Annotated in this window: 24 protein-coding genes; 6 read left to right on the top strand and 18 right to left on the bottom strand. The window is 62.3% G+C overall.

Features of this window, described 5'->3' with window-relative positions:
• Positions 1–15: 15 nt before the first annotated feature.
• Both GMET_RS01580 and GMET_RS18930 read right to left on the bottom strand, forming a co-directional pair.
• Positions 16–369, bottom strand: a complete 354-nt coding sequence (locus tag GMET_RS01580) for a helix-turn-helix domain-containing protein (protein WP_004514026.1) — start codon at positions 367–369, stop codon at positions 16–18.
• Complete coding sequence (locus GMET_RS18930; RefSeq protein WP_238378963.1) at positions 347–490, bottom strand: type II toxin-antitoxin system RelE/ParE family toxin; 144 nt, start codon at positions 488–490, stop codon at positions 347–349. The genes GMET_RS01580 and GMET_RS18930 overlap by 23 nt, the downstream gene beginning before the upstream one ends.
• 195 nt (positions 491–685) lie before the next feature.
• On the opposite strand from GMET_RS18930, the gene GMET_RS01570 reads away from it, so the two are divergent.
• Entirely contained in the window at positions 686–1,195 is a 510-nt protein-coding gene (locus tag GMET_RS01570) for a hypothetical protein (RefSeq protein WP_004514025.1), read from the top strand.
• A gap of 1 nt (position 1,196) precedes the next feature.
• On the top strand, positions 1,197–1,508 hold the full coding sequence (locus GMET_RS01565; RefSeq protein ID WP_004514024.1) for a DUF72 domain-containing protein: 312 nt from the start codon (positions 1,197–1,199) through the stop codon (positions 1,506–1,508).
• Positions 1,509–1,881: 373 nt separating this feature from the next.
• On the opposite strand, the gene GMET_RS01560 is transcribed toward GMET_RS01565, so the two are convergent.
• The 7 genes from GMET_RS01560 to GMET_RS01530 all read right to left on the bottom strand — a co-directional run bounded on the left by GMET_RS01560 (position 1,882) and on the right by GMET_RS01530 (position 11,178).
• Entirely contained in the window at positions 1,882–2,661 is a 780-nt protein-coding gene (locus GMET_RS01560) for a hypothetical protein (protein ID WP_011365650.1), read from the bottom strand.
• Positions 2,662–2,997: 336 nt separating this feature from the next.
• A complete protein-coding gene (locus GMET_RS01555; RefSeq protein ID WP_004514022.1) occupies positions 2,998–3,846 on the bottom strand; it encodes a CoB--CoM heterodisulfide reductase iron-sulfur subunit B family protein in 849 nt (282 codons plus the stop codon).
• A complete protein-coding gene (locus GMET_RS01550) occupies positions 3,843–4,877 on the bottom strand; it encodes a succinate dehydrogenase/fumarate reductase iron-sulfur subunit (RefSeq protein ID WP_004514021.1) in 1,035 nt (344 codons plus the stop codon). Before GMET_RS01550 ends, GMET_RS01555 begins: the two co-directional genes overlap by 4 nt.
• Positions 4,877–6,580 (bottom strand): FAD-dependent oxidoreductase, encoded by a 1,704-nt coding sequence (locus GMET_RS01545; protein ID WP_004514020.1) that lies wholly within the window; start codon positions 6,578–6,580, stop codon positions 4,877–4,879. The genes GMET_RS01550 and GMET_RS01545 overlap by 1 nt, the downstream gene beginning before the upstream one ends.
• A gap of 27 nt (positions 6,581–6,607) precedes the next feature.
• Positions 6,608–7,051, bottom strand: a complete 444-nt coding sequence (locus tag GMET_RS01540) for a CBS domain-containing protein (protein ID WP_004514019.1) — start codon at positions 7,049–7,051, stop codon at positions 6,608–6,610.
• Positions 7,052–7,134: 83 nt separating this feature from the next.
• Positions 7,135–9,864, bottom strand: a complete 2,730-nt coding sequence (locus GMET_RS01535) for a citrate/2-methylcitrate synthase (RefSeq protein WP_004514018.1) — start codon at positions 9,862–9,864, stop codon at positions 7,135–7,137.
• Between the two features lie 42 nt (positions 9,865–9,906).
• Positions 9,907–11,178: an ATP-grasp domain-containing protein gene (locus GMET_RS01530; RefSeq protein WP_004514017.1), complete on the bottom strand. Its 1,272-nt coding sequence runs from the start codon at positions 11,176–11,178 to the stop codon at positions 9,907–9,909.
• 495 nt (positions 11,179–11,673) lie between these two features.
• Here GMET_RS01530 and GMET_RS01525 point away from each other — a divergent pair, with 495 nt between their 5' ends.
• Positions 11,674–14,469 carry a phosphoenolpyruvate carboxylase gene (locus GMET_RS01525; RefSeq protein ID WP_004514016.1) on the top strand — a complete coding sequence of 932 codons (2,796 nt, stop codon included), beginning with the start codon at positions 11,674–11,676 and terminating at the stop codon, positions 14,467–14,469.
• Between the two features lie 27 nt (positions 14,470–14,496).
• Here GMET_RS01525 and GMET_RS01520 read toward each other — a convergent pair whose 3' ends face one another.
• The 9 genes from GMET_RS01520 to GMET_RS01485 all read right to left on the bottom strand — a co-directional run bounded on the left by GMET_RS01520 (position 14,497) and on the right by GMET_RS01485 (position 21,866).
• Entirely contained in the window at positions 14,497–14,937 is a 441-nt protein-coding gene (locus GMET_RS01520) for a GSU0071 family protein (protein WP_004514015.1), read from the bottom strand.
• Positions 14,938–15,026: 89 nt separating this feature from the next.
• Positions 15,027–15,218: a hypothetical protein gene (locus GMET_RS18210; protein WP_004514014.1), complete on the bottom strand. Its 192-nt coding sequence runs from the start codon at positions 15,216–15,218 to the stop codon at positions 15,027–15,029.
• A 229-nt stretch (positions 15,219–15,447) separates the two neighbouring features.
• A complete protein-coding gene (locus GMET_RS01515; protein WP_004514013.1) occupies positions 15,448–15,888 on the bottom strand; it encodes an MOSC domain-containing protein in 441 nt (146 codons plus the stop codon).
• A 101-nt stretch (positions 15,889–15,989) separates the two neighbouring features.
• Entirely contained in the window at positions 15,990–16,970 is a 981-nt protein-coding gene (gene moaA, locus GMET_RS01510) for a GTP 3',8-cyclase MoaA (protein ID WP_004514012.1), read from the bottom strand.
• A gap of 25 nt (positions 16,971–16,995) precedes the next feature.
• Positions 16,996–18,111 (bottom strand): bifunctional molybdenum cofactor guanylyltransferase MobA/molybdopterin-guanine dinucleotide biosynthesis adaptor protein MobB, encoded by a 1,116-nt coding sequence (gene mobAB / locus GMET_RS01505; protein WP_011365649.1) that lies wholly within the window; start codon positions 18,109–18,111, stop codon positions 16,996–16,998.
• Positions 18,112–18,173: 62 nt separating this feature from the next.
• Positions 18,174–18,701 carry an HPP family protein gene (locus tag GMET_RS01500; protein ID WP_004514010.1) on the bottom strand — a complete coding sequence of 176 codons (528 nt, stop codon included), beginning with the start codon at positions 18,699–18,701 and terminating at the stop codon, positions 18,174–18,176.
• 89 nt (positions 18,702–18,790) lie between these two features.
• Complete coding sequence (locus GMET_RS01495; RefSeq protein WP_004514009.1) at positions 18,791–19,240, bottom strand: PAS domain-containing protein; 450 nt, start codon at positions 19,238–19,240, stop codon at positions 18,791–18,793.
• Between the two features lie 88 nt (positions 19,241–19,328).
• Positions 19,329–20,336, bottom strand: a complete 1,008-nt coding sequence (locus GMET_RS01490) for a 4Fe-4S binding protein (protein ID WP_004514008.1) — start codon at positions 20,334–20,336, stop codon at positions 19,329–19,331.
• A gap of 72 nt (positions 20,337–20,408) precedes the next feature.
• Complete coding sequence (locus GMET_RS01485; protein WP_004514007.1) at positions 20,409–21,866, bottom strand: ammonia-forming cytochrome c nitrite reductase subunit c552; 1,458 nt, start codon at positions 21,864–21,866, stop codon at positions 20,409–20,411.
• Positions 21,867–22,156: 290 nt separating this feature from the next.
• On the opposite strand from GMET_RS01485, the gene nrfH reads away from it, so the two are divergent.
• The 3 genes from nrfH (at position 22,157) to GMET_RS01470 (ending at position 25,240) form a co-directional block, all read left to right on the top strand.
• On the top strand, positions 22,157–22,618 hold the full coding sequence (gene nrfH, locus GMET_RS01480) for a cytochrome c nitrite reductase small subunit (protein WP_004514006.1): 462 nt from the start codon (positions 22,157–22,159) through the stop codon (positions 22,616–22,618).
• An 11-nt stretch (positions 22,619–22,629) separates the two neighbouring features.
• On the top strand, positions 22,630–24,096 hold the full coding sequence (locus tag GMET_RS01475; protein WP_004514005.1) for an ammonia-forming cytochrome c nitrite reductase subunit c552: 1,467 nt from the start codon (positions 22,630–22,632) through the stop codon (positions 24,094–24,096).
• A gap of 193 nt (positions 24,097–24,289) precedes the next feature.
• On the top strand, positions 24,290–25,240 hold the full coding sequence (locus tag GMET_RS01470) for a hypothetical protein (protein ID WP_238378962.1): 951 nt from the start codon (positions 24,290–24,292) through the stop codon (positions 25,238–25,240).
• Positions 25,241–25,242 lie beyond the last annotated feature (2 nt).

The following is a 25,242-nucleotide window of genomic DNA, read 5'->3' as shown; positions in this document are numbered from 1 at the left end:
CTGACAGTTGCGAAGCTACCCAGCCACCCGCTTCGTGGCGGCCCGACTTGGGCGGCTGGCCCTTCCTTCAATTTCCCGAGCTTTAGTCTCTTGGACGAGCCGCAACTCCAGACGGCAGCCGAGGGCGTGTGCGTACTTCTGCAGCGTGGCCAGAGAGGGAGAATGTTTTCCTCCTCCTGACTCAAGCCGTGCAATAGCAGACTGTGTCGTGCCGATGCGTTCGGCAACTTCCGCCTGTGTAACTCCAGCGGCTGCACGCGCTTTCAGAAATTCGTCCAGAAAAGCAAATTCCTCGTCAAGCCGGTCATATTCGGCTTTCACATCCGGGCGTTCGAGCGCACGGGCTTTAAGTTTTTTGTGCGTGAGCATTCTTGACCTCCTTCATCCTCCTCCGCGCCAGTTCAAGCTCTCTGGGCGGAGTCTTGTCCGTTTTCTTCGTGAATTGATGCAGCATCACGATCTTCTTGCCGACCATGGTGCAGTAGAACACCCGCGCTATACCTTCCGAGGCCTTAAGCCGCAGTTCGAGCAGCCCTTCCCCATGGCACGGGTGTGCGGCATGCCGAGGTCCGGACCGTAAGCCTCCATGCGGTCGGTATACCGAAGGTACCTACCGAGAAAGCCCGCCGGCATTGTCAGTATTTCCTCTTGAAGCGATTCGCTGTAATAGGTGATCGTCCAAATCATGAAAAAACATAGCACATTTGCTATATTCAATCCAGGCTTTTGTACTATACGCAGCGCGCCTCCTTCCAGCGCAGAATGCCTGAAAACGAAACCAGAGGCCGTCACAGAAAATAATAGAGGGAAGCGGCAGCGTGGAGCCCTTGATGGGCAACAGACAATTGGGGCACTACTTTCCCATGGGGGGCATGAAAATGCCCACAAGGGGGAGACGGCAAAGGACGGGAAGTCGTGGCTCCTCCTGAAGAAGAAGGACCGTTACGCCACCGGCGAAGACATCCTCGGCGAGAACCGTTCGGTGTTCTCCGGCAGGACCCAGGAGAAGGCGTTCAAAACCGCCCCGGGGAAAGGGTCCGGACAGAAAAGAAGAGAACGGATCCGCCTTCGGGAGGCGCTGGAAAACCCGGCGCTGAAGGAGGCACCCGCACCCCCCATGCCCCGTGACATCCGGCCGATGCTGGCGACCCCGGCCGAGGCCCCTTCGACCACCCCGATTGGGTCTTCGAGGTGAAATGGGACAGATGCTCCGCTTCTACGCGCAGCGCCTCAACGCGCTGGAGATCAACGACACGTTCTATCACATGCCGGCGGAGAGGGTCCTCGCCCCCTGGGCGGAGCAGGTCCCCGACGATTTCACCTTTGCGCTCAAGGCGCCCCAGGTCATCACCCACCTGAAGCAGCTCCGGAACGTAGAGGAGGAGGCCGGCTGCTTCTTCAGAACCCTGTCAGTTCTAGGGGAGGGGCTCGGGCTCGCAACCATGGGAGAGGGCCTTCATCTTTTTCAAGCACGAGGAAGAGGAGGGGAGCCCCATCACCGGCCCTGAAACCGCACTGCAGTTTCGCGGGATTGCCGGGGGGTGAGGTAAGCGACGGCGACCGTCGGGGGAAGGAATCCCTAATATGAAAAAATTGCCATGAAAACCGGTGCGTCACACGCTTTCCACGGCGGGTGTGGATAAGTCGCGCGCAACTGTGGATATGTTTCAGGATTGTCACGTATCATTGGGCACTTCTGCATCCTGCACAACGAATAAGCACCACGCGTAACCACATGAAATCACGTGTCAATAACAAATTTTCCGTGTATACACTTCAGACTGCTTCAGGGTTGGAACAGGTAACGGAACAAGTGCCGGAAACAGTGGATAAATGTCCCAAATCGCAACGGGAAAGATACTTCCCTGTTACACTCCCGGGCTAAATCAAAAACTCCTTCTCTCTCCCACTCCGTATTACATTGGCATACTGCACCTTGAACAGAGTTCTCGGCTTTCCCTGGAATTCCTCGACACGACTGTCCAGCACCTCGAATTCGGCATCAATGTCAATCTCCCGCTTGTACTGAAACCGGTCCCACCGGCCCTGGTCGATGACGTGAATTTTTTCGCCTTTTTTGCACGTTGCGATGAGCACCGGCACGGCATCCCGCTCGTTGTTGTCCCAGAGATACGCCACGTCGGCCTGGGGGAAAATCCGCTCGACGGATGCCGGCATGTCACGGTGGGCTTCCAGAAAGTCCTGAAAACTCGGCCGCAATGATTCTCCAATGTCGGCGTGTTTATTCAGAAAGACCGTAAACGCGTTGTATTCGCCGGCCACATGCCGGGTCAGCGACCGTTTCCAGGCTTCGGTGGCCTGTGCCGTAAAAAAGTTGCATTCAATGTGACGGCCGGCATTACGGCCAATCGAGATGTACTCCTCAGCCCTTTTCGACACGCAAAAGGGCCAATCCACCGTCACTCTCCCGGCATCACCGTAAATTACCGTGGAGCGCTCGCGACCGTACACCATGCTGACATGATCCCTGACATCCTGTTCCTGAACATCTCCGCGGCACCTCCCCGCTTCCTTGACGACCATTGCGTCGTAATCAAGATGCACGAACTCCCCGCTACCCTTGGTTTCATAGTTTGTTCGAATGTACGTTGTTTTCCCCGATGCGGGGGGGCCGCCAACCAATTCCAGAATTTTTCCCATGATTTTCACCTCCTGCGAAAACCGGACGGGTGACAGACGAGCCATCGAGATTCCTTGCCATGACTAATGGCAAGTGGTGTACCAAATACTTCGGGCCACACAAAAAATTGCATCGGCTTGATAACATTGATTTATTCAGAATACAGCGCGCGGGAAAAGGGATAAGGAACCGTGCCGTCGTTACCGTACGGTAACATAGTGGGAGAGAAGAGTTACCTCGTTCCTGCATAAGGAACCGAAGAGGGAAAGGATAAAAAAGGCCGGAGCGTCCCCCGGCCAGAGAAAGGAGCACCCATGGCTGTAAGTGCTCGTCCACTCAAAAATGTATCGGACTGACTATGCGGCGACCATATGACGGTCTATGCCGAGCTCCTCTTTTGAATATCCCAAGGCGAGGCCGATCATCTGGGAGAGGTGGAGGACCGGAATGTTTCCGGCCGCGGCACGTCCCGACAGAGCCCTGTCCTGGTAGGCATCGAGGGCGGTGTGACAGAGGGGGCACGGGGTGACGATGTAGTCGGCCCCGGCCCGGAGCGCATCCTCAAGGGCGTTCCCCGTCATGGCGAGGGACTGCTTCTCCGCCACCAGGAGGGTATGGAAGCCGCAGCACTTGTTCTTGGAGCCGTACTCCACCAGGCTCCCGCCAAGGGCCTCAACCAGGCGGTCCAGGGACGAGGGGGCGGCGGGGTTGTCCCTCCCCAGGAGGGAGGAGGGGCGCAGGATGTGGCAGCCGTAGAACGGGGCGAAGCGGACCCCCCAGAGAGGGGCGGTCACCTTGCCGGCAAGCCTCTCCAGTCCGTAATCCTCGTTGATGACCCAGAGGAGGTGCTTCACGTCGCTGGCCCCTTCATAGCGGAGCCCTTCGTCCGCCAGATGGGCATTCACCAGCTCCCGCTTCTCGGGGGAGGTGCCCAGGAGATGCTTGGCGCGGCGCAGGGTCAGAAGGCAGGTGCTGCAGGAGGTCACGAGATCGAGCCCCAATTGCTCCGCAAGGGCGATGTTCCGCCCGTTGACGATGATGAAGTGGTCGGGGCTCACGTAATCGAGGTTGCTCCCCCCGCAGCAGGTCCCGTTCTCCAGGGTCACCAGTTCGAGGTCCAGGTCCTTTTTCCACAGGTGGAGGGACTGGTCCACTTCCCTGGTCATGGACTCGTTGATGCAACTCAGGAAATAAGCGTATCTCATAGGCACTCTCCGCTTCGTGGCGCCGACCGTAGGGGCAATTCATGAATTGCCCCTACAGCCTCCCCGCCCGGATTTGCCTCCAGGCGGCTGTAAATGTCGCTGACCCGGTCGATGTCGGGAATCGGCCGCACCCACAGGGGTGGAGTCCGACCCTTGAGCCCCATCTTGACCGCCAGGGGTACCATCCTGAGGCTCCCGATCATCCCCTTGGTGCGGAGCGGCAAGGTGACCTCCCTCAGCCTGCCGAGGTCGCGGATGTCGTCGAAGAATGCCTGGGCGTGACGGGCCCCCTCGGAGTCGGTCATCCCCCGCTCAAAGGCTTCCTCCCGCAGGCGGTGGATGCCGTCCATGATCGGTATGTTCTTGGTGCAGTGCTCCATGCACTTGTGGCAGTGGGCACAGTCCCACAGGCCGTGGTCGGAGGAGACCCGCTCCAGCCGCTCACAGGCGAGGGTGTCGCGGGAGTCGTTATTCATGCGGAACGCCTTCACGAGGACCGGCGGCGAGATGTAGCTCCGGTTCACCTCCATCATGCTGCACTCCGAGTAGCACGACCCGCAGAGGATACAGTCCGATGCCGCGTTGATGGCCTCGAACTCCCCGTCGCTCACGAGATGCTCTTTCCGACCCATTTCCTCCTGGGGGATCGCCGGCTTAACCCAGCTGTAATTCTCTTTCAGCTTGTCCATGATCGGGTCGATGTCCACCACCAGGTCCCGGATCACTTCCAGATTGTTCAGGGGCTCGATGAGGATCGTGTGTTCTCCGTCCCCCCCCAGCTCGTCCCAGACCTGGGTCGTGCAGGCAAGCTTCGAGACCCCGTTGATGCGGACCGCGCAGGAACCGCAGATTCCCGCCTGGCAGAAGGCCCGGAAGGTAAGGCGCGGCTCCAGGTGCTCCTTGATGTGGTTCAGGGCGCGCAGGATGGTAATCCCCTTCTCGACGGCAATCCTGAAGTTGTCGTAAAAAGGAGTGCGGTCAACCTGGGGGTTGTAGCGGTAGATGCGGAATGAAACCTCTCGCCGTTCCATTAGTAACTCCTTGTCTCGAGGGAGTATTTCCCCATGGTGACCGGCTTGTGGCCGAGACGGACCTCGCCATCCCGCTCCATGGTGCAGAGGGAATGGATGTGCCACGCTCCGTCGTCACGCCGGGGGAAGTCCTCGCGGTAATGGGACCCCCTGCTCTCCTGCCGGGCCAGGGCGGTGATGGCGACGCAGGAGGCCAGGTCGAGCATGTTCTTGAGCTCCAGGATCTGAATCAGGTTGGTGTTGTAGACGGTCCCCGTGTCGAAGAGCCGGATGCGCCGGAAGCGCTCCCGCAGGGCCAGGATCTCTTCCACCCCCGTGCGGAGCCTCTCTTCGACCCGATAGATCCCCACGTTGTCCCCCATGGCCTTTCCCATCTCCTCCCTGATGATGCCGTAACGCTCGTAGCGCTCAGGATTGGCGTACGACCTGATTTCGTCGGCCATCCCCGCAACCGCGCCCGGGGGTATCCCCAGCGCCCTGCGCCGGGGGGCCTCCTCGGCCGCCTCCTGTCCCGCTCGTTTCCCGAACACCAGGATGTCCAGGAGCGAGTTTCCCCCCAGCCGGTTGGCCCCGTGCACGGAGACGCAGGCGCACTCCCCCACGGCAAAGACGCCGCGGACCGCGGTCTTCGCCATGTGGGCGTCGATCCCCCCCATGGAGTAGTGGGCCGTGGGACGGACCGGGATCGGCTCCGCGATGGGGTCCACCCCCTCGAAGTGCATGGAGAGTTCCCTGATCTGGGGGAGCTTCTTCTTGATGGCCTCGGCACCCAGGTGGCGGAGATCCAGTTCGATGTAGCTCCCGGCATCGCTCTCGAAGCCGTTCCCCTCGATGATCTCCGTCTCCATGGAGCGGGCCACCAGGTCCCGGGGACCCAGCTCCATCTTCTGGGGGGCATAGCGGACCATGAAGCGCTCCCCGTGGCGGTTGAGGAGATACCCCCCCTCGCCCCTCGCCCCTTCCGTCACCAGGAGCCCGCTCTTGCGCAGGCCCGTCGGGTGGAACTGGATGAACTCCATGTCCTTCAGGGGAATGCCGGCCCGCAGGGCCGCGGCCTGGCCGTCACCGGTGTTGCCGGCCGCGTTGCTGGAGCGGTTCCAGTACATCTTGGCGTGGCCGCCGGTGGCCAGGATGACCACCGGGGCCACAAAGGTCTCGATGGCGCTCGTGGCCATGTTCAGGGTGATGACCCCCTGGCAGTCGCCGTCGGCATGCTCCAGGGAGAGGAGGAAATATTCGTTGAAGAACGTCACCCCCCGGCGGAGGCACTGCTCGAACAGGGTGTGGAGGAGGGTATGGCCGGTCTTGTCGGCGCAGTAGCAGCAGCGGTCCTTCACGGTCCCGCCGAAGGGGCGCTGGGCGATGGTGCCATCAGCGAATCGCGAAAACGGCGCCCCCAGGTTCTCCAGCTCCCGCACCACCGACGGGGCCTGGCTGCAGAGGTAGTCGACGGCATCCTGGTCCGCCAGGTAGTCGCTCCCCTTGACGGTGTCGAAGACATGGAGATCCACGGTGTCGTCCCGGTCCTTGTTCCCCAGGGCCGCGTTGACCCCCCCCTGGGCCGCGGAGGTATGGGAGCGGGTCGGGTAGACCTTGGAGATGACGGCCACGGAAACCCGCGGGTTGGTGCGCACCGCCTCCAGGGCGGCGAACAGCCCTCCTCCCCCTGCCCCGACGATGACTATGTCGAATTTGTGCTCCATGACTGCCTCCCTGCGTGGGTGTTGCGGCTACAGGGCCACCTGGGCCACTGCCGGCAAATCCTCGACTGCCCGGAAGATCTCGATCTCGCTGATGATCCCCGCCAGTTCGTTCCCCCGGAGCACCACGAGCCGCCGGACGCCGAGCCGGTTCATCATCCGCAGCGCGTACTTCACCCGCATGGTCGGGTCGATGCTGTAGACCGGCTTGGTCATGATGTCGTGCACCTGGGTGTTCCAGATATCGCGGTAGATGTTCTCCCCCGGGTCGATGACCTTGCCGAGGATGTCCCGCACCGTGAGGATGCCGTACACATCGTCCTCGTTGCGGGGAAGGACCACAAGGCTGGCAACCTTTCTCGTCTTTATGAGCTGGATCGCCTGGGCAACGGTCTGGCTCCCTTCAATGCTGGCCACTTCCCGCTGCATGTACTCGGATACGGGGGTGTTGCGGATTTTTTTCAATGCCTCCATGGAGCCACCTCCTTGTTCCAACGGTCGTTTTCTTCCCCCTCTCCCCGGGGGAGAGGGTGCCCGAAGGGCGGGTGAGGGGTACGCTACGCCAGATACACCAGCTCGCCGGGATTGGTGCGGCAGTCGAGATCCTGTCCCCTGCCCAGGTGGTCGGCGATTTCGGCCGACACCCCCGCCATCCGGCCGTAGAGGAACATGATGAAGACGATCTCCTGGGCATCCTGCTCGCTGATTTCGCCGTCCCGGAGCTGCTTCCAGAGGAGATCCAGGGCGATGCACGCGATGACCGCATCGACGTTGACGCAGTAGACGTTGCTCGTTATCCCCTCGGCGTGGAGCTCCGTGACCAGGTGGTGGTAGAACTCCAGGAAGGGATTCTGGATCTCCTTCCCCTTGAGAAGATTGCGGATGAAGACCTCTCGCGGGTCGTGGTTTTCGGCCTTGTCGCGGAACACCGGATGGTTGATGCACGGAATCCGCTCCGTCGCCCCTTCGATCTTCGCCTTCTTCTTCCGGACCACGAATTCCTGGGTTGCCCGGGCTGCCAGCCCCTTGAGGACCGGGTCCAACTCCACCGGGGTTCCCTGGTACGGGTCGGTCTCCGAGAAGATGTCCAGGAGATAGCTCACCGATTCGAAGCCATTCCCCCCGTGGGCCAGGCCGGTGTTGGCCAGGAAGCCGGCATAGGCCGTGGCGATGTGGTTGCGGGCGCTGATGCTTTCCTTGGCTCCCTTGGCGCTGAGGGTTCCCGGGCCGTTGGTGACGGTGAGGTTGAGGAGCGCGTTGTAGGTGAAGAGCTCCTGCTCCTGCGGAACCCGGTTGAAAAGCACCTGGAAGCAGGTGGACGCAAAATCGGTAGAGAGGATCGTCGGATCCATGAGCGCGTGGAGTTTCTGCCAGAAGGGATTCCGCTCCGGGTTCACGGGAGAGACGCCAACGATGATCCCGTTCAGCCCCAGGTACGTCCCGAGATCCTGGGCAACCTCCCGGGCGATGCGGCGCTCCGCCAGGGGTTTCCAGGCGAGCCCCAGGAGGATGGCGGAGGCGAGAAGCGTGAAGGAATCAACGGGTTCTCCCTCGGCGCGACGTTTCTCGCTATACACCTGGGCGAAACGGGTGAGGATTGTCTCCTGGCCATGGGTCCGGAGCAGTGCTCCGAAATACTCCGCCAGCTGTTCCGAACGGGGGTCCTCCACGGCGGCGGGGAATCCCTCGCCGTCGCTGCATGCTTTCTCGATGAGCTCCTCGTTGATGGAGAGATCTCCCCCGGTCTCGTGGAAGAACCGGTCGATGAGCCAGGAGCTCGTGGCCCGCAGCGACTCAAAGAGGGGATTGTTCCCCGCAAGGAGCACCTCGGCGCCGATGGCGGCGTTGGGGGTGCAGCCGTTGGCCCTCCCCCTAGCCACAGTGGCGATATTCTCGCTTCCCCGGGCCGCGAACCAGTTGAGGAGCGGGTTGATGACGGCCATCTGACCGGCGTCGGGCATGGTCTTCAGGACCGAGTAGGCCGTCACGGCGCCGAAGGGCTCCTCGATGAGATCCAGGAGCTTGCGGCCGTGGAGCGAGATGGTGAAGTCGGCCGGGTCGATGGCGCTGGCGCCGGAGCGGTTGCGCATGGGCTCCCGCATGATGCGGGCCCCCACCAGCTTGTTGAACTTCTCGATCTCCTCCCCGTAGGGGGAGATGGCCCGCACCGGATGCATCCGGAGTTGCTGGGGCATGGTCAGATCCTGATCGTTTACGAACCACGGCTTGAGGCTCAGATCCCCCGTGGAGGGAAAGTCGGGATTTTCGCCCATGAGCTCCATGCAGGCGGTGACCGCCTCGGGCACATCCTGGATGGTCCTGATCCGGATCCCCCGTTTGGAGACCTCTGGCCGCTCCGGATCAAAGACCGGCACCCCGAAGAAGTCATCGAACCAGATCTCCTTCGCCTCGGCGTCGTCGCCGCTTCCCGCCATGGCTCCGGCGTGGCCGCAGGAGCGGGTCAGGTTCTTCTTCCACCGCCCGGTCACGCAGGCGATGATCGGCTTGGTCAGCTTGAAGCGCCCCTCGCTGATCCAGTCAAGGGCCTGCTTCTCGTAGTACCCCCCCGGTTCCACGTAGACCACGATGGCCTTGGTGCGGGGGTCGTTCTCGGCGCAGTAGAGGAATTCCGCCAGGGCGAAATGGATGTAGACGTCCTTGCCGCTGCTGAGGATGGTGGAGGTTCCGAACCCGGCGGTCTTCAGGTACTCGGAGATGGTGGTGCTGAAGTTGCCGGAGTTACTGTAGATGGCGACACTCCCCTTCCGCAGGCTCTGGGCCGGAACGTCCCCCCCCAGGGCGCCGCCGATCCGCACCTGATCCCAGGAGTTGGCAATCCCCAGGGTGTTGGCCCCGATCACGTCCACCTTGGCGTTCTGGCAGCCGTAGCGGATCAGGCGCGAATCCCGGGCCGAGACCTTCTCGGTCACGATGACGATCCGCTTCAGGTTGACGTTACGGGCGCACATCTCCGACACCGCGTGGGAAACGGCGCTGGGGGGGAGATAGACCACGCCGGTGTCGAAGTGGATGCCAGCCCTGATGACGTCGGAGATGCTGCCGAAGACCGGGATGTCCCCCACGGGGGTCTCGAAGGTTCCGCCCGACTCACCGTACTGGACCCCGGCAACCACGTTCCCGCCGCTGTAAGCGTGGGAGACGGGGGTGACGAGTGAGCTCTCGGTCCCCCGGATGTTCATGATGCAGACCCGGGAATGCTTGTTGGCCAGCTCGTGGAGCGACTGGACACCGACGTGGTAGGGAAAGGGATTATTTTGATAGTTCATTGGTTATCTCCTTCGTGAAGTCGTTCCGTCTCGCGACGCTGCTCACGCCGCCTTGGCCTTGATCTGCTTCGGCGCCACCGCGACCGGTTTCGGCTCAAGAAACGAATCGATCTCGATGGCATGCTGCAGAACGCTCATCATGCTGCTGTCATGGCCGAAGAAGCGGTAGGGGACACGAAGGGAGTCGAGGACGTCCCTGCCGTAGACCATCCCCTCCACCACCATGGGACCGCCCCGCCCCGCCACCACGAAGACGTCGGGGTTCAGGCGGATGTGCTCCCGAAGCGAATCGAAGATCGCCTTGAAGGTGGTGAAGATGTTGGTGTTGTTGGCCCGTCCCCCGATCAGGAGCACCACGTTCGCCTGGGGAAGCCAGTGCTTGAAGGTGATGTCGGCAATGGCCCTGATCTTCTCGTAGGGGGGGTTGCCGCCGAAGTCGGAGGAGATGATGGCCCGGTCCGCCAGGATCTCCGTGGCAGCGCTGTTGGCCCCGCCCCCGAAGATGAAGGGGAGGATCGTCCCCTTGGGGTTCACCTCCGTCACGTCGCTCTGCCCCTGGTGGGTCCGCAGGACATTGATCTCCGACTCGAACTGGGTGATGGTGGTGGAGAAGATCTCCTCCGGGTAGCCGAGCCGTTTCCAGGCCGGGTTGTCCTGGTCGAAGGAGGCCTTGATGTCGCAGGCGAAGGGGACGTAGCGCCCCTTCACCTTCCCCATCCGGATGGGGTTCAGCTCCAGGGTGGTGAGGCCGTAGTTGTCATAGACCTGCCAGAGCTTCGGCAGATGCTGAACGAGGGAACTGATGTACTGGGGGGGGCACTTCAGCTCCCGCAGGGCATCGTTGATATGGAACGACTTCACGCCGGTGACCGGGTTGAAGACGATGGTCCGCTTGTCCTCGGGGGGGACATCTTCCACGTCGACCCCACCCTTGGTGGTCAGGAGGAGGACCGGCATCCGGTATTCACTGGACTCGGAGATGCTCACGTAGATCTCGATGTCCGAGGCGATGTATCCTTCAAAGGTCACGCCACAGGCCTGCACCTCGCGGTTCCCCTGGTGATGGGTGGCAAAGAAGAGGTCACGCTTGGCGACCATCGCGTCAAAGACATTGGAACAAATGCGCACTAGACCAGCCTTACCCTTTTTCCCCACGCCACCGAGGAACACCGGTTTGACAATACACTTGCCGCCATGGGATGCAATCAGCTCATTGATCTCATCGTGGGAAGCATCCTCTGTCAGAACCTGCGACACGGGAAACTCCACCAGATCGAGCAGCCTTCTTCCATACTTTAATCCTGTCAACTGCATAGAGACCTCCTCATGCCCTTTGTTAACGTCGCTCAGCTTTTGATAGTGCTGCATCGGCTGCAGCCAACTAATCTTCCGGATTTTGACAGTCTGCCACGGCCCTGACACAGAGATCAGGCGGCTGACCATACACCAGGAAGAGCAGGTTGCCGATATAATGGCAATCGGCATACCAAAAGTGATGGTCACCATAAAAAAAATTAACTATCTGATTTTGCGGAGTTTTTTAAGGGCACTCACTGGCAGGAGGTGCCGGCGGGCACAAGCAGATGTTTCCATAGCGTAACGTGGCGGGTGAGAAGGGTTACGCGGATTCGGATGATCCGCGTTCTTTCATATGGTTCGAAATGGGGTACATTTGTAGGGGCGGTGCTTGCCGCGCCCCTACTGGCAGAGCAAGCGCCACCCCTTCACGTGGGAATGCCAACCCAGCGGCACGGCATTTGAATCACAGCAGCAACAACAGGGACACAACCATCACCGGAGGATGAAATCATGGCGGAACGAGAGCTGTTCTGGAAGGCGGACGACCAGGCCGTGCGGCTGAACGAGCTGATGACCCTGGACCCGGCCCTGAAGGATATCCCGCTGCGGCGCGATGTCCGCTCCCTGGGTCGGTTGCTGGGTGAGGTGATCAAGGAGCAGGCGGGGCCGGCTGCCTACGATGCCGAGGAAGAGCTCCGTCGGCTGGCCATCAGCCATCGGGCACTCGCCGACCAGGAGGAAGCGGTCCTCGACAGCCCCGCCGAGCAGGAACTCCAGGAACGGGCCGTCAGGATCGTGGGAACGATGACCGTGGCCGAGACCTACCAGATCGTCAAGGCCTTCGGGACCTTCTTCGAGCTCACCAACCTGGCGGAGACCAACCACCGGATGCGCCGGCGCCGGGCCACGCAACTTTCACCCGCTGCCCCCGTGAAGCCCGGTTCCCTGCTGGGCACCCTGATGCGGATGCGGGATGGGGGAATAACGGCCGAAAAAGCCCTCGATCTGCTGCGGCAGGTGGAGATCATGCCGGTCTTCACCGCTCATCCGACGGAAGTGGCGCGGCGTGTGGTCCTCTTCAAGCGACGCCGGATCGCCCGGGAGCTGGCGGAGCTTGACCTCCTCCCCCTGGCCGGCGACGAGGCTGACCGGCGACAGGAGGCCATCTTCGCGGAGATCACCGCCCTCTGGCAGACGGACGAGGTGCGCCGCCGTCCCCAGGGGGTGACCGACGAGATCAGGATGGGGCTCGACCACTATCCCGGCTCCCTCATGGCGCCCCTGGCGGGCCTCTATGAAGAAATGGCCGAGGATTTCCGCCAGGTCTACGGCGCGGACCTCCCCGATGCTGCCTTCCCCACCGTGATCCGCTTCGGCTCCTGGATCGGCGGGGATCGGGACGGCAACCCCAACGTGACAGTCGGCACCACCCGACACGCCCTGGAATCAGCCCGCCAGATGATCCTCGCCCGGTACCTGGACGGGGTCGAGGAACTGAAGGAGCTCCTGACGCCGTCAACCAATCGGGTGACGGTCTCGCCGCAGCTCCGGGAGGCCCTGGAGCGCTATGTCGCCGCCCTGGCCGGAGCAGCCGCGGAAACCGGCATCTACCCCGAGTGCGAGCCATACCGGAAATTCCTCCGGTGTGTCCACCACCGCCTCATGCAGACCCGCGACGGGGAAGACCACCCCGACGCCTATCCCGATGCCGGAGCCTTCGCCGCCGACCTCATGCTGGTGCGCACAAGCCTCGCCCAGGGGGAAGGGGAGCGGCTGGCACGCCGCTACGTGGACCCGCTCCTGCGGCAGGTGGAGACCTTCGGCTTCCACCTCCACGCCCTCGATATCCGGCAGCATGCCCGGATCCATGCCCGGGCCGTGGCAGAGCTGGCCGCCGGCGCCGGCAGCTGCGAGGAGGGGGTTCACCCCGTCCCTCCCCCCCCGTCCGCCGAGACCACCGAACTCCTCGACACCCTCCGGGCCGTGGCAAAGCTGAAGCAGCGCTACTCCCCCAAGGCAATCAGGAGCTACGTCATCAGCGGCGCCTCCTCGGCCCGGGACACCCTCTCCCTCATCTGGCTCATGGAGCTCTGCGGCATCCGCGTGGCCGCCTCGCCGGACGGAAAGGACCCGGGGGTGATGCCGGTCCCCCTCTTCGAGTCCATCGAAGACCTGCGCAACGCGCCGGGGATCTGCCGCGCCCTCTGGTGCTCGCCCGAATACGGGCCGTTTCTCGATTCGTGGGGACGCCGGCAAGAGGTGATGCTCGGCTATTCGGATTCCAACAAGGACGGGGGGATGTTCACGAGCACCTGGGAGATCCACAAGGCCCACCGGGATCTCCAGCGGGTGGCCCAGGAGTGCGGAGTGCGTCTGCGCCTCTTTCACGGCCGCGGCGGCACCGTGGGGAGGGGGGGCGGCCCCACCCACCGGGCCATCATCGCCCAGCCGGCCGACGGCTTCTCCGGCGCCCTCAAGATCACCGAGCAGGGAGAGGTCATCAACTGGAAATACTCCGACCCGTCCCTGGCGAAACGGAACCTGGAGCTGATGGTGGCCGCCTCCCTGGAGACCCTGGCCCGCGCCGGCCTCGTGGAGACACGGCCCGAGCCGGCATGGGAGGAAGCCCTGGAGGAGATGTCGGGGAGCGCCTTCACCTTCTACCGTGAGCGGATCACCGGCAACCCCGACATCCTCCCCTACTTCGAGCAGGCCACGCCGGTCCTGGAATTCGAGCTGGCAAAGATCGGCTCCCGCCCCGCGCGCCGGAGCCGGAGCCGGGATATAGCGGAGCTGCGGGCCATACCCTGGGGCTTCGGCTGGATACAGAGCCGCCACGTGATACCGGGCTGGTTCGGGGTCGGCTTCGCCCTGGATCGCTTCGCCGTCGGGGGAGAAGGTCGGTTGGAGTTCCTCAGGTCCATGATGGGGCGCTTCCCCTTCTTTTTCGATCTGATCAGGAACGTGGAACTGGCCCTCACCAAGGTGGATCTCCCCCTGGCCCGACTCTACGCGTCCCTGGTGACCGACGCGGGAATTCGCGAGCGGGTCTTCGCCATGATCGTGGAGGAATACCAACGGACCCGGCGGATGGTCCTGGCGGTCACGGGCCAGGCGCGGCTTCTGGAAAAGAACCCGGCCCTGACCGCGTCGCTGCGGCTGCGGAACCCCTACATCGACCCCCTGAGCATGATCCAGATCGAGCTCCTGCGGCGCAAGCGGGCCGGGGAAGAGAGCGACGAGCTGAACTACGTCCTGGCGGCCACCATCAACGGCATTGCCGCGGGGCTAAGGAACACGGGATAACAGGGACCGAAGGGAAGGGAGAAAGGGTTACACTGCCCCCTTGGCCTCACCTTCGGCAATCTCCAGGATCTCCCGGTAAATGGCGATCATGACCCCTGCCTCACACCATTTGCGGGCAGCATGGCAGAGGAGTGAGCCGGCATGAACCAGCGTGCCGACAAAAACCGCTATTCCGGCAGGCCGTAATTCTTCCGAATTCATCAGGTAGCAACTGGCCGCGCCTACCGTAAGCATGGACAGAAACCACGCCAACTCCGGCCCTTTCAACGGGTTCCCCATGACCTTGAGATAGTCGATGTAGTAGCATAGCAACCCCTCCACCTTTTTCATGAATTCAGCCAGATCGTCTCCCCCGTACTTCAGGTACGCGTAGGAGAGGAATCGTGTCGCGGCTGGTTGCTTGCCCTTGTTCATCATCCGTTCATGGACATATTTGTCGATCGCTTCGTCAATGGCAGTCACATTCATGGCCCTGTTCCTCAACGTTCTGTTCGGTCTCGCAGGAAAAGGAAAAGCCACTTCCCGTCAGCGAAGTGGCCTTGTTGTGTTAGTGTCTCCTAGTCGAGATAGTCGGAACCATTACTGAACCATCCTATGGCTGGTCGCGTTATCGGCTCACAGACCTTTCCCGGGTCATCGGTCCGTGCCCCGCAGTGACCGCACTCCACCCTGGCCGTGCCGGGCCTGTGGGGCTCGCCGCTACTCTTCAGGCTGCAGAGATGTTTGTCGTGATGTTTGCTCCCGCACATGCATTACCTCCTGTAATGGTTCGATACGTCCCTGTTCGAACGGCGCTCAGAGGCCGCGGAACATGGCCTCACCCTTCCGTTTAGCAAGGAGCCTACCAAAAGGGTAAAAAACCATGGATTCCGCAACTGACTATTTTTGTGCGATTTTTTCAGGCAGGGATATTCAGGAGGGAACGACCTGATTCAAAGGGTATTACGTATGGGTAACATGCGGGGAGAAACGGTAACATTACCCCCCGCGAACCACGGCAATCGGATCACCCGGTCTTACCACCCCGCCGGTGATGACCCTGGCGAAGATCCCTTCCTTGGGCATGACGCAGTCGCCGGCCTGGTGGTAGATGGCGCAGCGGGTATGGCACTCCTTGCCGATCTGGGTCACCTCCAGGAGCGTTTCCCCCACCGCGAGCCGCGTCCCCACCGGGAGCGCGGGAAGGTCGATCCCCTCGGTGGTGATGTTCTCGGCAAAGTCGCCGCTGTCCACGTCGAGCCCCATCTTGCGCATCTTTTCGATGCTCTCCGCGGCCAGGAGGCTCACCTGCCGGTGCCACTCCCCCGCGTGGGCATCCCCCACAATGCCGTGGTTCTCCCGAAGCTCAACGCTCGCCACCGGCGTCTTCCGCTCACCCTTGTTCTCGCTGATGCAGACGGCTATCACTTTTGCAGACATATGAACCTCTCCTTGAAGGAGTCAGAAGTCGGAATATAGTAGTCAGCATGGAATGGAGCCTGCCTTTCTCCTGAATTCTGAATTCTGACTCCTGAATTCTGTTATCCCCCCACCTTCGCCATGGAGAAGGCCGCATGCTCCACCTTCTCCCCATCCATCCCATGGCGTGCCGGCTTGCATCCCACCAGCCGCCGCAGAGCATCCTCCAGCACCGGCGGGGCGTTCTCTCCCAGAAACGGTTTCAGGTCAAGCCCCTCGTCGGAAAAGAGGCAACTCTTGGCCATGCCGGTGGAGGTGACACGGATCCGGTTGCATTCACCGCAGAAGTGCCCCGAAACAGCGGAGATGACCCCGATGGTCCCGACGGCGCCGCGGATGCGGAAATCCCGCGACGGGCCGGCCATGGCCCCCCTTTCCACCGGCTCCAGTTCGTGGCTGGCGGCTATCCGGTCGAGGACCTCCTGGGCCGGGATGCAGAGCCGTTGCCAGTTTTCCTCCCGGGTGGCCGGCATGTATTCGATGAAGCGGACCGTGTAGGGGTGGTCGAGGGTGAGGCGAGCGAAATCCACCACCTCGTCGTCGTTCACCCCGCGCATCACCACCATGTTGATCTTCGGGGGGGGAAAGCCGGCAACCACGGCCGCGTCGATGCCGGCCAGGACCCGCTCCACATTGCCGGTGCGGGTGATGTCGCGGAACGTCTCCGGTTTCAGGGAATCGAGGCTGATGTTGAGGCGTTGGACCCCGGCCCGGCGCAGATCCGCCGCCATCTCCGGCAGGAGGATGCCGTTGGTGGTGAGGACCAGCTGCCGCAGTCCCGGCAGCGCCGCGATTCCGGCCAGGAACGGCACGATCCCCCTGCGGACCAGGGGTTCGCCGCCGGTGATCCGGATCTTCTCGATGCCGATGGCCACCGCGGCCCGGGCAATCCGGGAGAGTTCCTCGTAGGAGAGAATTTCGCCGTGGCTCAACATCTCCACCCCCTCGGCCGGCATGCAGTAGCGGCAGCGGAGGTTGCAGCGGTCGGTGACCGAGAGGCGGAGATAGTTGATCCTCCGCCCGTGGCTGTCAACGAGTTTCATCGGTTTCCTCGAAAGATGCCATCCATCAGGCTGCACCCGCGGCAAGGAACGTCCGCTCCACAAAGTCGGCCACCTGGGCGGGATTGTTCAGGTCAAAGACCGGCACGTCCAACGCCAGGGCCGCGTCGCTGGCCACGGCCACGAGGGTGGGGTCGTGCTCCTCGCCCCGGCAGAGGAGCGTGGCGCTCCGTTCCATCCGGTGCACCTCGATCTTCGGCAGGCTGCTCTTCTTGAATCCCTCGGTCAGGACGATGTCCACATCGCCGAAGTAGGTGGCGAGGAGCTCATCGAGAGGGGGGGATTCATCATACTTCTTCACCAGCGCCAGTTTCTCCGGCGAGGCGATGAGCATGGTGTCGGCCCCGGCCGCGGCGAGGCGGTGGGAATCCTTTCCCGGATGGTCGATATCGAAGCGGTGGGCGTCGTGCTTGATGACCCCGATCCGGTATCCCCGGCCCTTCAGCTCCGCAATCACCTTTTCGAGGAGGGTCGTCTTGCCGGTCCCCGATTTAGCCACGAACGATACCGCCTTGATTGCCATCCCTTCCTCCCTGTTTCGAATGGTTTCAAACTCTTCCGGGGTGTTGACGTTGACGAAGGTCCGCGCCGGCGTCACCAGGTCAGCCAGCTCCGCCTGTTCCACGTAGCGGGTCCGCACCTCGGGATAAAAATCGTAGATCCGGTAGTTCCCCTCCCGGAGCATCCGCTCCATGGCCGGGAGACATCCGGTGCCGTAGACGGCGAAGAGGGGTTCGCTTCCCCCCACAGTGCGGGGCACCACCACGTCGAACCCTTCCCGCAGGGAACAGAGCCGCGCGATCACCCGCGGGTCAGGCCACGGCACGTCACAGGCCGAGACGAACACATGGGGAGTCCCGGCCCGGACCAGGCCGGTGTAGAGACCGCCCAGAGCGCTTCCAGGATGGATATCGGGAAAGACCGGCAGACCGTAGGATGCGAACCGCTCTCCGCGGTCACCCACGAGGAGAATCCGCTCGAAGAGGGGGCGAAAGGCATCGATGACCCGCTCCACGAGGGGTTTCCCCCCAAGGGGGATGAGCGCCTTGTCGCGCCCCATGCGGCGGCTCCGGCCGCCGACGAGGATCACGCCGGCGACGTCTGACAGGGGCCGGATATCCATGGTGAAATTGTAAAGGGGGGAACGGGGGGAGTCAAAGGTATTTTGACTCGTCGCCGCCACCATTACCACCAGTACTTGGGATACTGCCGGTGGTGGACGATATTGTTGGTGAAAAGAGCGACCGTCAGGAGGATCAGTACTCCCACAAGGATCGGGTCGATGAGGTAGGAGGCCCCCACGTGCCCCTGCACCCCGAGGAGGGCAATGGCGCCCCCCGGAGGATGGACGGTTCGGGTGACATACATGAGGAGGTTCGCCAGCCCCACCGCCAGGGCAATGGCCACGGGGCCGCTTCCGCCGCAGGCCACCACCACCACGGCAACGGCGGCGGAAAGGAGTTGCCCTCCTATCAGGTTACGGGGCTGGGCGAAGGTTGCATCTGGGGCACCAAAGAGGAGTACCGCCGAAGCCCCGAAGGAGCCGATCAGGTAGGGGTGTCCCGCCATGCGGGTCGCGGCGAAAATGGCAAGGATTCCCACCGTACTGCTCAGAACACCCCAGATGGCGTACTTAAGCGACAAAGGGGGCGAGGAGGGCCGTCCCCCCCGCCCCCTCATCTTGCGGGGAAGTTGCACGATCCGACGCTTCATCGGTCGCTTTCGCCGTATAGCGGTCGGAAAAGAGCGACGACCGCCACGAGCCCCCAGCAGAGGACATGTGCTGCAATGAAGTATTCCACCTACCCGTTCCTCTCCGCCTCGTGCCGCTCCAGCTCCGCCAACCGCTCCTTCATGGCCTTTTCCTTCTGCCAGCGCTCGGTCACGTCGCGGATGATGGCGCCGCTGCCGGCCATGGCTCCCTCGCAGTCGCGCACGAGCGCCATGGAGAACTCGGTGGAGATGCGGCCGCCGGCGCTGCACAGGGCCGGTGCCGACAGGAGCTTTGTCCCGTAGTGGGTTTCTCCTGTTTCCATGACCCTGCGGTACCCTTCCCAGTGCCGGGCCCGGAGGTTCTCGGGGATGATGAGGTCCAGGGACTGCCCAACCGCCTCGGCGGCGGTGAAGCCGAACATCCGCTCGGCCCCGGGGCTCCAGATCCGGACAATTCCTTCCCGGTCGGCGAAGATGACGGCGTCGGGGACTCCTTCAGCGATGAGGCGCAAGAGCTTGTCGTTCGTAGTGTCTGGCATGGGACCACCTCCTGTTTTTGCTACCTTACGAGATAATACGGTACCTGTTCCTTGACCTGCGTCAAGCTGTGCCGAATTTATTGCAGCCTCAATGGCTCAGGTACGGCACCATCGGTATGAGCCGGCGATAGTCGTCGGCGGAAAGGGAGCTGTGCCAGTTCCCGGTGGCCATGCCGGTGCCGATGCCGGCGACGAAGAGGAGCACCACCAGGGCCGGGAAGACCCAGGCGGGAAGGGGGCGGCGCCAGAAAGGGGGCGCCATCCGGAGCACGTCACGCTCGGGACAGCTGGCCACGCAGGTAAGGCAGCCGGTGCACTCGGCGGAGATGACCGTTTCCTTCTCATGGACTGGGAGCCCGGACGGGCAGGCCCGGCTGCAGCCGCGGCAGCCGGTGCAGCCGGCCGTATCGCGCCGGATCTTGAAGGGGCTCAGGTAGCTCGCCACCCCCAGGAGTGCGCCGTAGGGGCAGAGGTAGCGGCACCAGGCGTTCCTGTAGAGGAGCGACAGCCCCGTGAGGACGGCCAGAACCACCACCGTCGTGACCGACATCCGTGTGAAGAAGTGGAGCATCTTCACGTCGCTCACGGCCCAGTAGGGGGCGTCGAGAAAGGCCGACAGGGCCAAGGCCGGCATATCGATGAGGATGAGTTTCACGAAGAAGAGCAGGAGGAGGTACTTCACCCCCCGCAGCGCCGCGTCGAGCCAGGGCCAGACGCGAAAATTACGCCCGAAGAGGCGCTGCCCCAGCTTCCAGGCCGCTTCCGAAAGGGTCCCCACCGGGCAGAGCCAGGAGCAGAACGATTTTTTCGCCACCAGGCTCATGCCGACGATGGTGAGGAAGATGACCAGCGCCGCGGGGTGGACCGGATTGACGGTCCCCGTGGCGAGCCAGAGCTTCGTGCTGGCCAGGGCGCCGATGGGAAGGAACCCCTCCACCCCCGGCGGCCGGGTGACCAGCGGGGTGGCTCCCCCTGTCTCGAAGTGGCGGACAAAGGCGCCGAAGCGGATGCCGATGACGACTACCCAGGCGAAAAAGCCCCACTGGACCAGGGCTCGCCAAGTGGGGATGCGTGAGTGGAAATTCGGTTTGTTCATTGGTACCTCGTTCGGAAAAAGGCCGGAGCCGGCAGATTGCTCTACCGGCTCCGGTTCCCATTCCCATATTCTTTACTTCCCCGCAAGGGGGTCTTTGATCTCGTGCTCGGGCTTGAACATCAACTTCTTGCTTCCGCGATTGTTCACGTACTTCTCCAGTTCCAGGTCGACCTTTGCGGGAACCGTCACCCCTGCCTTGGCCAGGGCCTGCCGCAGGAGCCCGTCGGCCTTGCCAGCGTGCATGGCCGCATCTTCCAGCACCCGCGTGGCCTCGGTCGGGTTGTGGAAGCCAACCGAGTTCTCGGCGCCGATAAAGACCACCCGGTAGAAGGCCTCTTCGTAGTGGTCCTTGGCCTGGGCGTAGAGGGTCTTATCGATCTGTTTCCCCTGGGCCTCGGCCTTATTGGTCATCTCGAAGAGCTTGGCCACGGTGGCGGTGGCATAGCCCGTCCGAATAAACCGGGACATGGTGCGGTCCTGGATGGCGTAGACCTTGCCGCGGAGCTGGTCCGGGGTCTCGGTGTGGCACTGGGCGCAGGCCTTGAGGTCGTTCTTCAGGGGGCTCATGACCCGGTGGTCGGAAACCTTCTGATTCCCCGCGGTAGTAGAAGGCATGTGGCAGTCGGCGCAGGAGACACCCGCCTGCCAGTGGGGGCTGTTGTTGGAGAAAAGCTCGAACTCGGGGTGGCGGATAAAGGCCAGTTTGAAGCCGGTCACTCCCTGGGTCCACTCGCCGTTGGCCGGACTGCTCCGGAGCTTTTTGATGATATTCTCGATGGTGATGCCGCCGTAGGTGCTGCCGTCCCAGGGGAAGTAGACGTCCGTGGATTTCATGTTCCCATCCTTGGGGATGGCGTAGGTGACGTGGCACTGGGCACAGACAAGGGTCCGCTTGTCCTGGGCCGAGAGCTTGGCCCGGTCGACGCCGAGCTTCTCCAGGGCCTTGCCGAGGGTGAAGCCGCGGGAGATCTTCAGCGACAGGTCACTGCCGTTGTGACAGTCGATGCAGGTCACACCGAGCATCTGGTGTTCCTTGGGAATCTGGGCGTGAACTTCCTTATAGGGCTTCGAGAAGTAGTCCTTGCCGAGCCGCTGCTGCAGCTCCGGCGCATAGGGGGTCTTGCAGGTGAGGCAGGAGCCGCCAGCCTTGAGCCGTGCCGGGTCCACCTCGAACTGGTCATGGATCATGTAGGCGTGACCCCGGGGCTCCTTGTACTCGACGCCGAACCCCCAGCCGTTGTAAAGGAGCGCCAGGAAGGGGTACTCATCCAGCTTGTCGTAGAAAACCCCGTCCTCGTCATACCCCTTCTTGTAACGGCTTTTGCCCGTCGGGGTCGGCTCCTCGGTCTTCTTCCAGAGCTCGTACTGGGCCGGATAGGCCTTTTTCCATCCGGCCGGATCGATGGTCCCGTCGGCGACGCTCGCCGATTTGTCCTGTTCCACCTTTTTCGGGGCACACCCCGTACCGACCGCCGCCATTGCGGTAAAAGCCGTGACGGCGGCCCACCGCTTCACATTACTCATCAGCATTTCATTCACCTCTCTTGCTCCTTTCGTGGGAGATTTGCATCCTCTGGTCCTGCCCCTTTCATCATGTGCCGACAAAATGTACCGCAGCTGCCGGGAGCAGTCCAGACCCCGGATGTGCCGGTGGCTCCCTGACGTGAGCGTCCGACCTTCATTAGAATACGACCTCTTCAATTAGTCGCTTTGACATAAGTCAAGGGGAAGAATTTCACCGTTGCGAGGCGAAGATTGGAAGATATACTGTTAGTCACATATCATTACAATCGGCACATCACCAAGAGGAGGTGAACGATATGGGATTGCCCGGGACCGGAAACCAGGCCATCTACCTGGCGATCGGCGTAATCGTAGCAGCGGTGGCGCTCTTCGTGCTTTTCGGGCCGCCGAAGCTGCTGGCCAAATCGGACACCCCCGACTTCTGCGTCGGGTGCCACCCCATGGAAAATGAATACGAGGCATGGATCCACACCGGTGCCCACCGGCGGGTCAAGTGCGTCGACTGCCACCTCCCCAACGAGAACCTCGCGGTCCACTATATCTGGAAATCCATCGACGGCGCGAAGGACGCCATCTTCTTCTATTCGGGACACGTGCCGGAGATCATCAGGCTCTCGAAGCACGGAGAAGAGGTTCTCCAGAAGAACTGCGTCCGCTGCCACGACACCACCGTGACCCACATCGATACCGAACGCCAATGCTGGAAATGCCACCGCCGCGTCTCCCACACGCGGAGCGGGGCCATGGAAACCTTATAGGAGGCTCAACAATGAGACGACTGAATCCTGTTGCACCCCTGATCGCGCTGGCTGCCGCGGCAACCCTGTTTGTCCTCGGGGGATGCGCCCCGGAGAAAGCCCAGCCGGTAAAGACGGTCCAGATCCCCGATGGCGAAGTCGACCCGGCCGTCTGGGGCAAGGCCTATCCGACCGAATACGAAATGTGGAAAAAGACCGAGGAGCCGGAGCCTCCTGGCAAGAGCAAGTACAAGCGGGGCTTCGACGCCGACCACGTCACCTACGACAAGCTCTCCGAGTTCCCCTACATGGCACTCCTCTTCAACGGCTGGGGGTTCGGCATCGCCTACAACGAGCCCCGGGGCCACGCCAACATGGTGCGAGACCAGTTGGAGATCGACTCGGCCCGCCTCAAGTCGGGGGGCGTCTGCCTCACCTGCAAGACCCCCTACGCGCCCAAACTCGAAAAGGAGATGGGGATCGACTACTTCAAGACCCCCTTCAAGGATGTCCTCGCCAAGATTCCCGAAAAGCATAAGACCCTCGGGGTGGCCTGCATCGACTGCCACGACAACAAGGACATGAGTCTCAGGATTTCCCGAGGCTTCACCCTCGGAGAGGCCCTGAAGAAGCTGGGGGTCGACCAGGCGAAGCTGTCCCGCCAGGAGATGCGGAGCCTCGTCTGCGCCCAGTGCCACGTCACCTACAATATTCCCAAGGACGCCGACAAGAAGTCGATCGGAGTCTACTTCCCCTGGCAGGGAAGCAAGATGGGCAACATCTCCGTCGAGAACATCATCAAGCAGATCCGCAGCGATGCCAGCGTGGGGGAGTGGACGCAGACAGTCACCGGCTTCAAGCTGGGATTCATCCGCCACCCCGAGTATGAGCTCTTCTCCAACAACAGCGTCCACTGGAAGGCCGGGGCGGCCTGCACCGACTGTCATATGCCCTACACCCGGGTCGGCGCCTTCAAGGTATCGGACCACCGGGTCATGAGTCCCCTGAAGAATGACATGAAGGCCTGCATCCAATGCCACACCGAAAAACCCGAATGGCTCCGGGATCAGGTCATCGCCATCCAGGACCGGACCGTCTCCCTCATGCTCCGCTCCGGCTACGCCACCGCAACCGTGGCCAAACTCTTCGAGAAGGCCCATGCCGCCCAGGCCCAGGGAAAACAGATCGACAAGGCCCTCTACGACCGGGCGAAAGATCTCTATGAGGAAGCCTTCTACCGCTGCGTCTTCATCGGCGCCGAAAACTCCGTCGGCTTCCACAACCCCACCGAGGCCATGCGGGTGCTGGGGGACGCCACCGCCTTCGCCACCAAGGCCGAGGCCCTGCTCCGTCAGGCCCTGGCCAAGGCCGGCGTCGATGTGCCGCTCACCGTCAACCTGGAGCTGAACAAGTACCTGGATCAACGGGGCGAGAAGAAGCTGACGTTTGACCCGAAGGTGGAGATCAAGGACCCCTACGGCGTGCAGGTCCGGTTCTGATCCGCTGCTGACGCCGATCATGGGCTAAGAAAGCACAGGCCGTCCGGGTGTTCCGGGCGGCCTTTGTGTTACCTGATGTTTTCCGCCTAAAGGTCCTGTTTGACAGCTTGGCAACAGGGGATAAACTTGTTGTGCTTCAGACGAAATGGAGGACGATATGCGGAAAATTTGCTGCGGAGTCGTTTTACTGTGGATGCTGTTGTGCTCGGTGACTTCGGTCCCGGCCCAGGTGAGCATCGGCATCGGCTTGCCCCATGTAAGCATCGGGATCAACCTGCCGCTCTACCCGGACCTGGTCCCGGTGCCGGGCTACCCGGTCTATTACGCGCCGCGGGTGGCTGCCAACTATTTCTTCTATGACGGCCTGTATTGGATTTACTACGACGACGACTGGTACGCCAGTTACTGGTACAACGGCCCCTGGTGGATCGTGGAACCGGACGTGGTTCCGGTCTACATCCTCCGTATCCCCGTGCGCTACTACCGGCATCCCCCACCGTACTTTCACAGGTGGCGGCCGGATGCCCCTCCCCGCTGGGGCGAGCACTGGGGACGCGAATGGGAGCATGAGCGAAGAGGGTGGAACAAGTGGAAACGTGGCTCGGCTCCTCCCCGCGCCCCGCTGCCTGTCTACCAGCGGCAGTATTCGGGAGATCGGTATCCCACGGTGGAGCAGCAGCAGGCGATACGCCGCGAGCATTATCGTTACCAGCCGCGCGACAAGGCGGTCCGCCAGCACTTCCAGCCTCGGGGAGAGAAGGGGGCACCCGCGACTTCCCAGCGGGAACAGCGGGAAGAGCGCCGCATGAGAGCCCCGGAGCAGCAAAGAGGCCCGAGAGAAACTTTGCCCGTGCAACGGGGAAAACAGGAAGAGCGTCGGATGAGAGCCCCGGCACAGCAGAGAGAGCAAAGTGCGCCGGTTCCCGGCCAGAGAGAACGACGGCAGGAAGAGCGTCGGATGAGGGCACCGGAGCAGCAGGGCGGTCCCTCGCAACGTCCTCCCCAGCAGCGCCAGGAGCGGAGGGATATCCAGCGCGAGACGCCCAGGCCTCAAGAACAAAGAATGCAAAACCGGGAGCAACCGCAAAAACGAGGTCAACAGCAGGAACAGCGCCAGATGAGAGAGGAAGAACGGGGCCACTGACG

The organism is Geobacter metallireducens GS-15 (assembly GCF_000012925.1).
GTDB lineage: Bacteria > Desulfobacterota > Desulfuromonadia > Geobacterales > Geobacteraceae > Geobacter > Geobacter metallireducens.
The sequence above is the reverse complement of the archived record's forward strand: the minus strand, read 5'-3'. Positions and strand labels throughout refer to the sequence as shown.

Bases quoted from the DNA above. Each gene is read 5' to 3' on its own strand.
- GMET_RS01500 (WP_004514010.1), bottom strand. From the start codon at position 18,701: ATGAAGCGTCGGATCGTGCAACTTCCCCGCAAGATGAGGGGGCGGGGG.
- nrfH (WP_004514006.1), top strand. From the start codon at position 22,157: ATGGGATTGCCCGGGACCGGAAACCAGGCCATCTACCTGGCGATCGGC.
- GMET_RS01495 (WP_004514009.1), bottom strand. From the start codon at position 19,240: ATGCCAGACACTACGAACGACAAGCTCTTGCGCCTCATCGCTGAAGGA.
- GMET_RS01580 (WP_004514026.1), bottom strand. From the start codon at position 369: ATGCTCACGCACAAAAAACTTAAAGCCCGTGCGCTCGAACGCCCGGAT.
- GMET_RS01570 (WP_004514025.1), top strand. From the start codon at position 686: ATGAAAAAACATAGCACATTTGCTATATTCAATCCAGGCTTTTGTACT.
- GMET_RS01515 (WP_004514013.1), bottom strand. From the start codon at position 15,888: ATGTCTGCAAAAGTGATAGCCGTCTGCATCAGCGAGAACAAGGGTGAG.
- GMET_RS01555 (WP_004514022.1), bottom strand. From the start codon at position 3,846: ATGAGATACGCTTATTTCCTGAGTTGCATCAACGAGTCCATGACCAGG.
- GMET_RS01545 (WP_004514020.1), bottom strand. From the start codon at position 6,580: ATGGAGCACAAATTCGACATAGTCATCGTCGGGGCAGGGGGAGGAGGG.
- GMET_RS01560 (WP_011365650.1), bottom strand. From the start codon at position 2,661: ATGGGAAAAATTCTGGAATTGGTTGGCGGCCCCCCCGCATCGGGGAAA.
- mobAB (WP_011365649.1), bottom strand. From the start codon at position 18,111: ATGGATATCCGGCCCCTGTCAGACGTCGCCGGCGTGATCCTCGTCGGC.
- GMET_RS01535 (WP_004514018.1), bottom strand. From the start codon at position 9,864: ATGAACTATCAAAATAATCCCTTTCCCTACCACGTCGGTGTCCAGTCG.
- GMET_RS01550 (WP_004514021.1), bottom strand. From the start codon at position 4,877: ATGGAACGGCGAGAGGTTTCATTCCGCATCTACCGCTACAACCCCCAG.
- GMET_RS01485 (WP_004514007.1), bottom strand. From the start codon at position 21,866: ATGCTGATGAGTAATGTGAAGCGGTGGGCCGCCGTCACGGCTTTTACC.
- GMET_RS01540 (WP_004514019.1), bottom strand. From the start codon at position 7,051: ATGGAGGCATTGAAAAAAATCCGCAACACCCCCGTATCCGAGTACATG.
- GMET_RS01470 (WP_238378962.1), top strand. From the start codon at position 24,290: ATGCTGTTGTGCTCGGTGACTTCGGTCCCGGCCCAGGTGAGCATCGGC.
- GMET_RS01475 (WP_004514005.1), top strand. From the start codon at position 22,630: ATGAGACGACTGAATCCTGTTGCACCCCTGATCGCGCTGGCTGCCGCG.
- GMET_RS01525 (WP_004514016.1), top strand. From the start codon at position 11,674: ATGGCGGAACGAGAGCTGTTCTGGAAGGCGGACGACCAGGCCGTGCGG.
- GMET_RS01520 (WP_004514015.1), bottom strand. From the start codon at position 14,937: ATGAATGTGACTGCCATTGACGAAGCGATCGACAAATATGTCCATGAA.
- GMET_RS18210 (WP_004514014.1), bottom strand. From the start codon at position 15,218: ATGTGCGGGAGCAAACATCACGACAAACATCTCTGCAGCCTGAAGAGT.
- GMET_RS01565 (WP_004514024.1), top strand. From the start codon at position 1,197: ATGGGACAGATGCTCCGCTTCTACGCGCAGCGCCTCAACGCGCTGGAG.
- GMET_RS01530 (WP_004514017.1), bottom strand. From the start codon at position 11,178: ATGCAGTTGACAGGATTAAAGTATGGAAGAAGGCTGCTCGATCTGGTG.
- GMET_RS01490 (WP_004514008.1), bottom strand. From the start codon at position 20,336: ATGAACAAACCGAATTTCCACTCACGCATCCCCACTTGGCGAGCCCTG.
- moaA (WP_004514012.1), bottom strand. From the start codon at position 16,970: ATGAAACTCGTTGACAGCCACGGGCGGAGGATCAACTATCTCCGCCTC.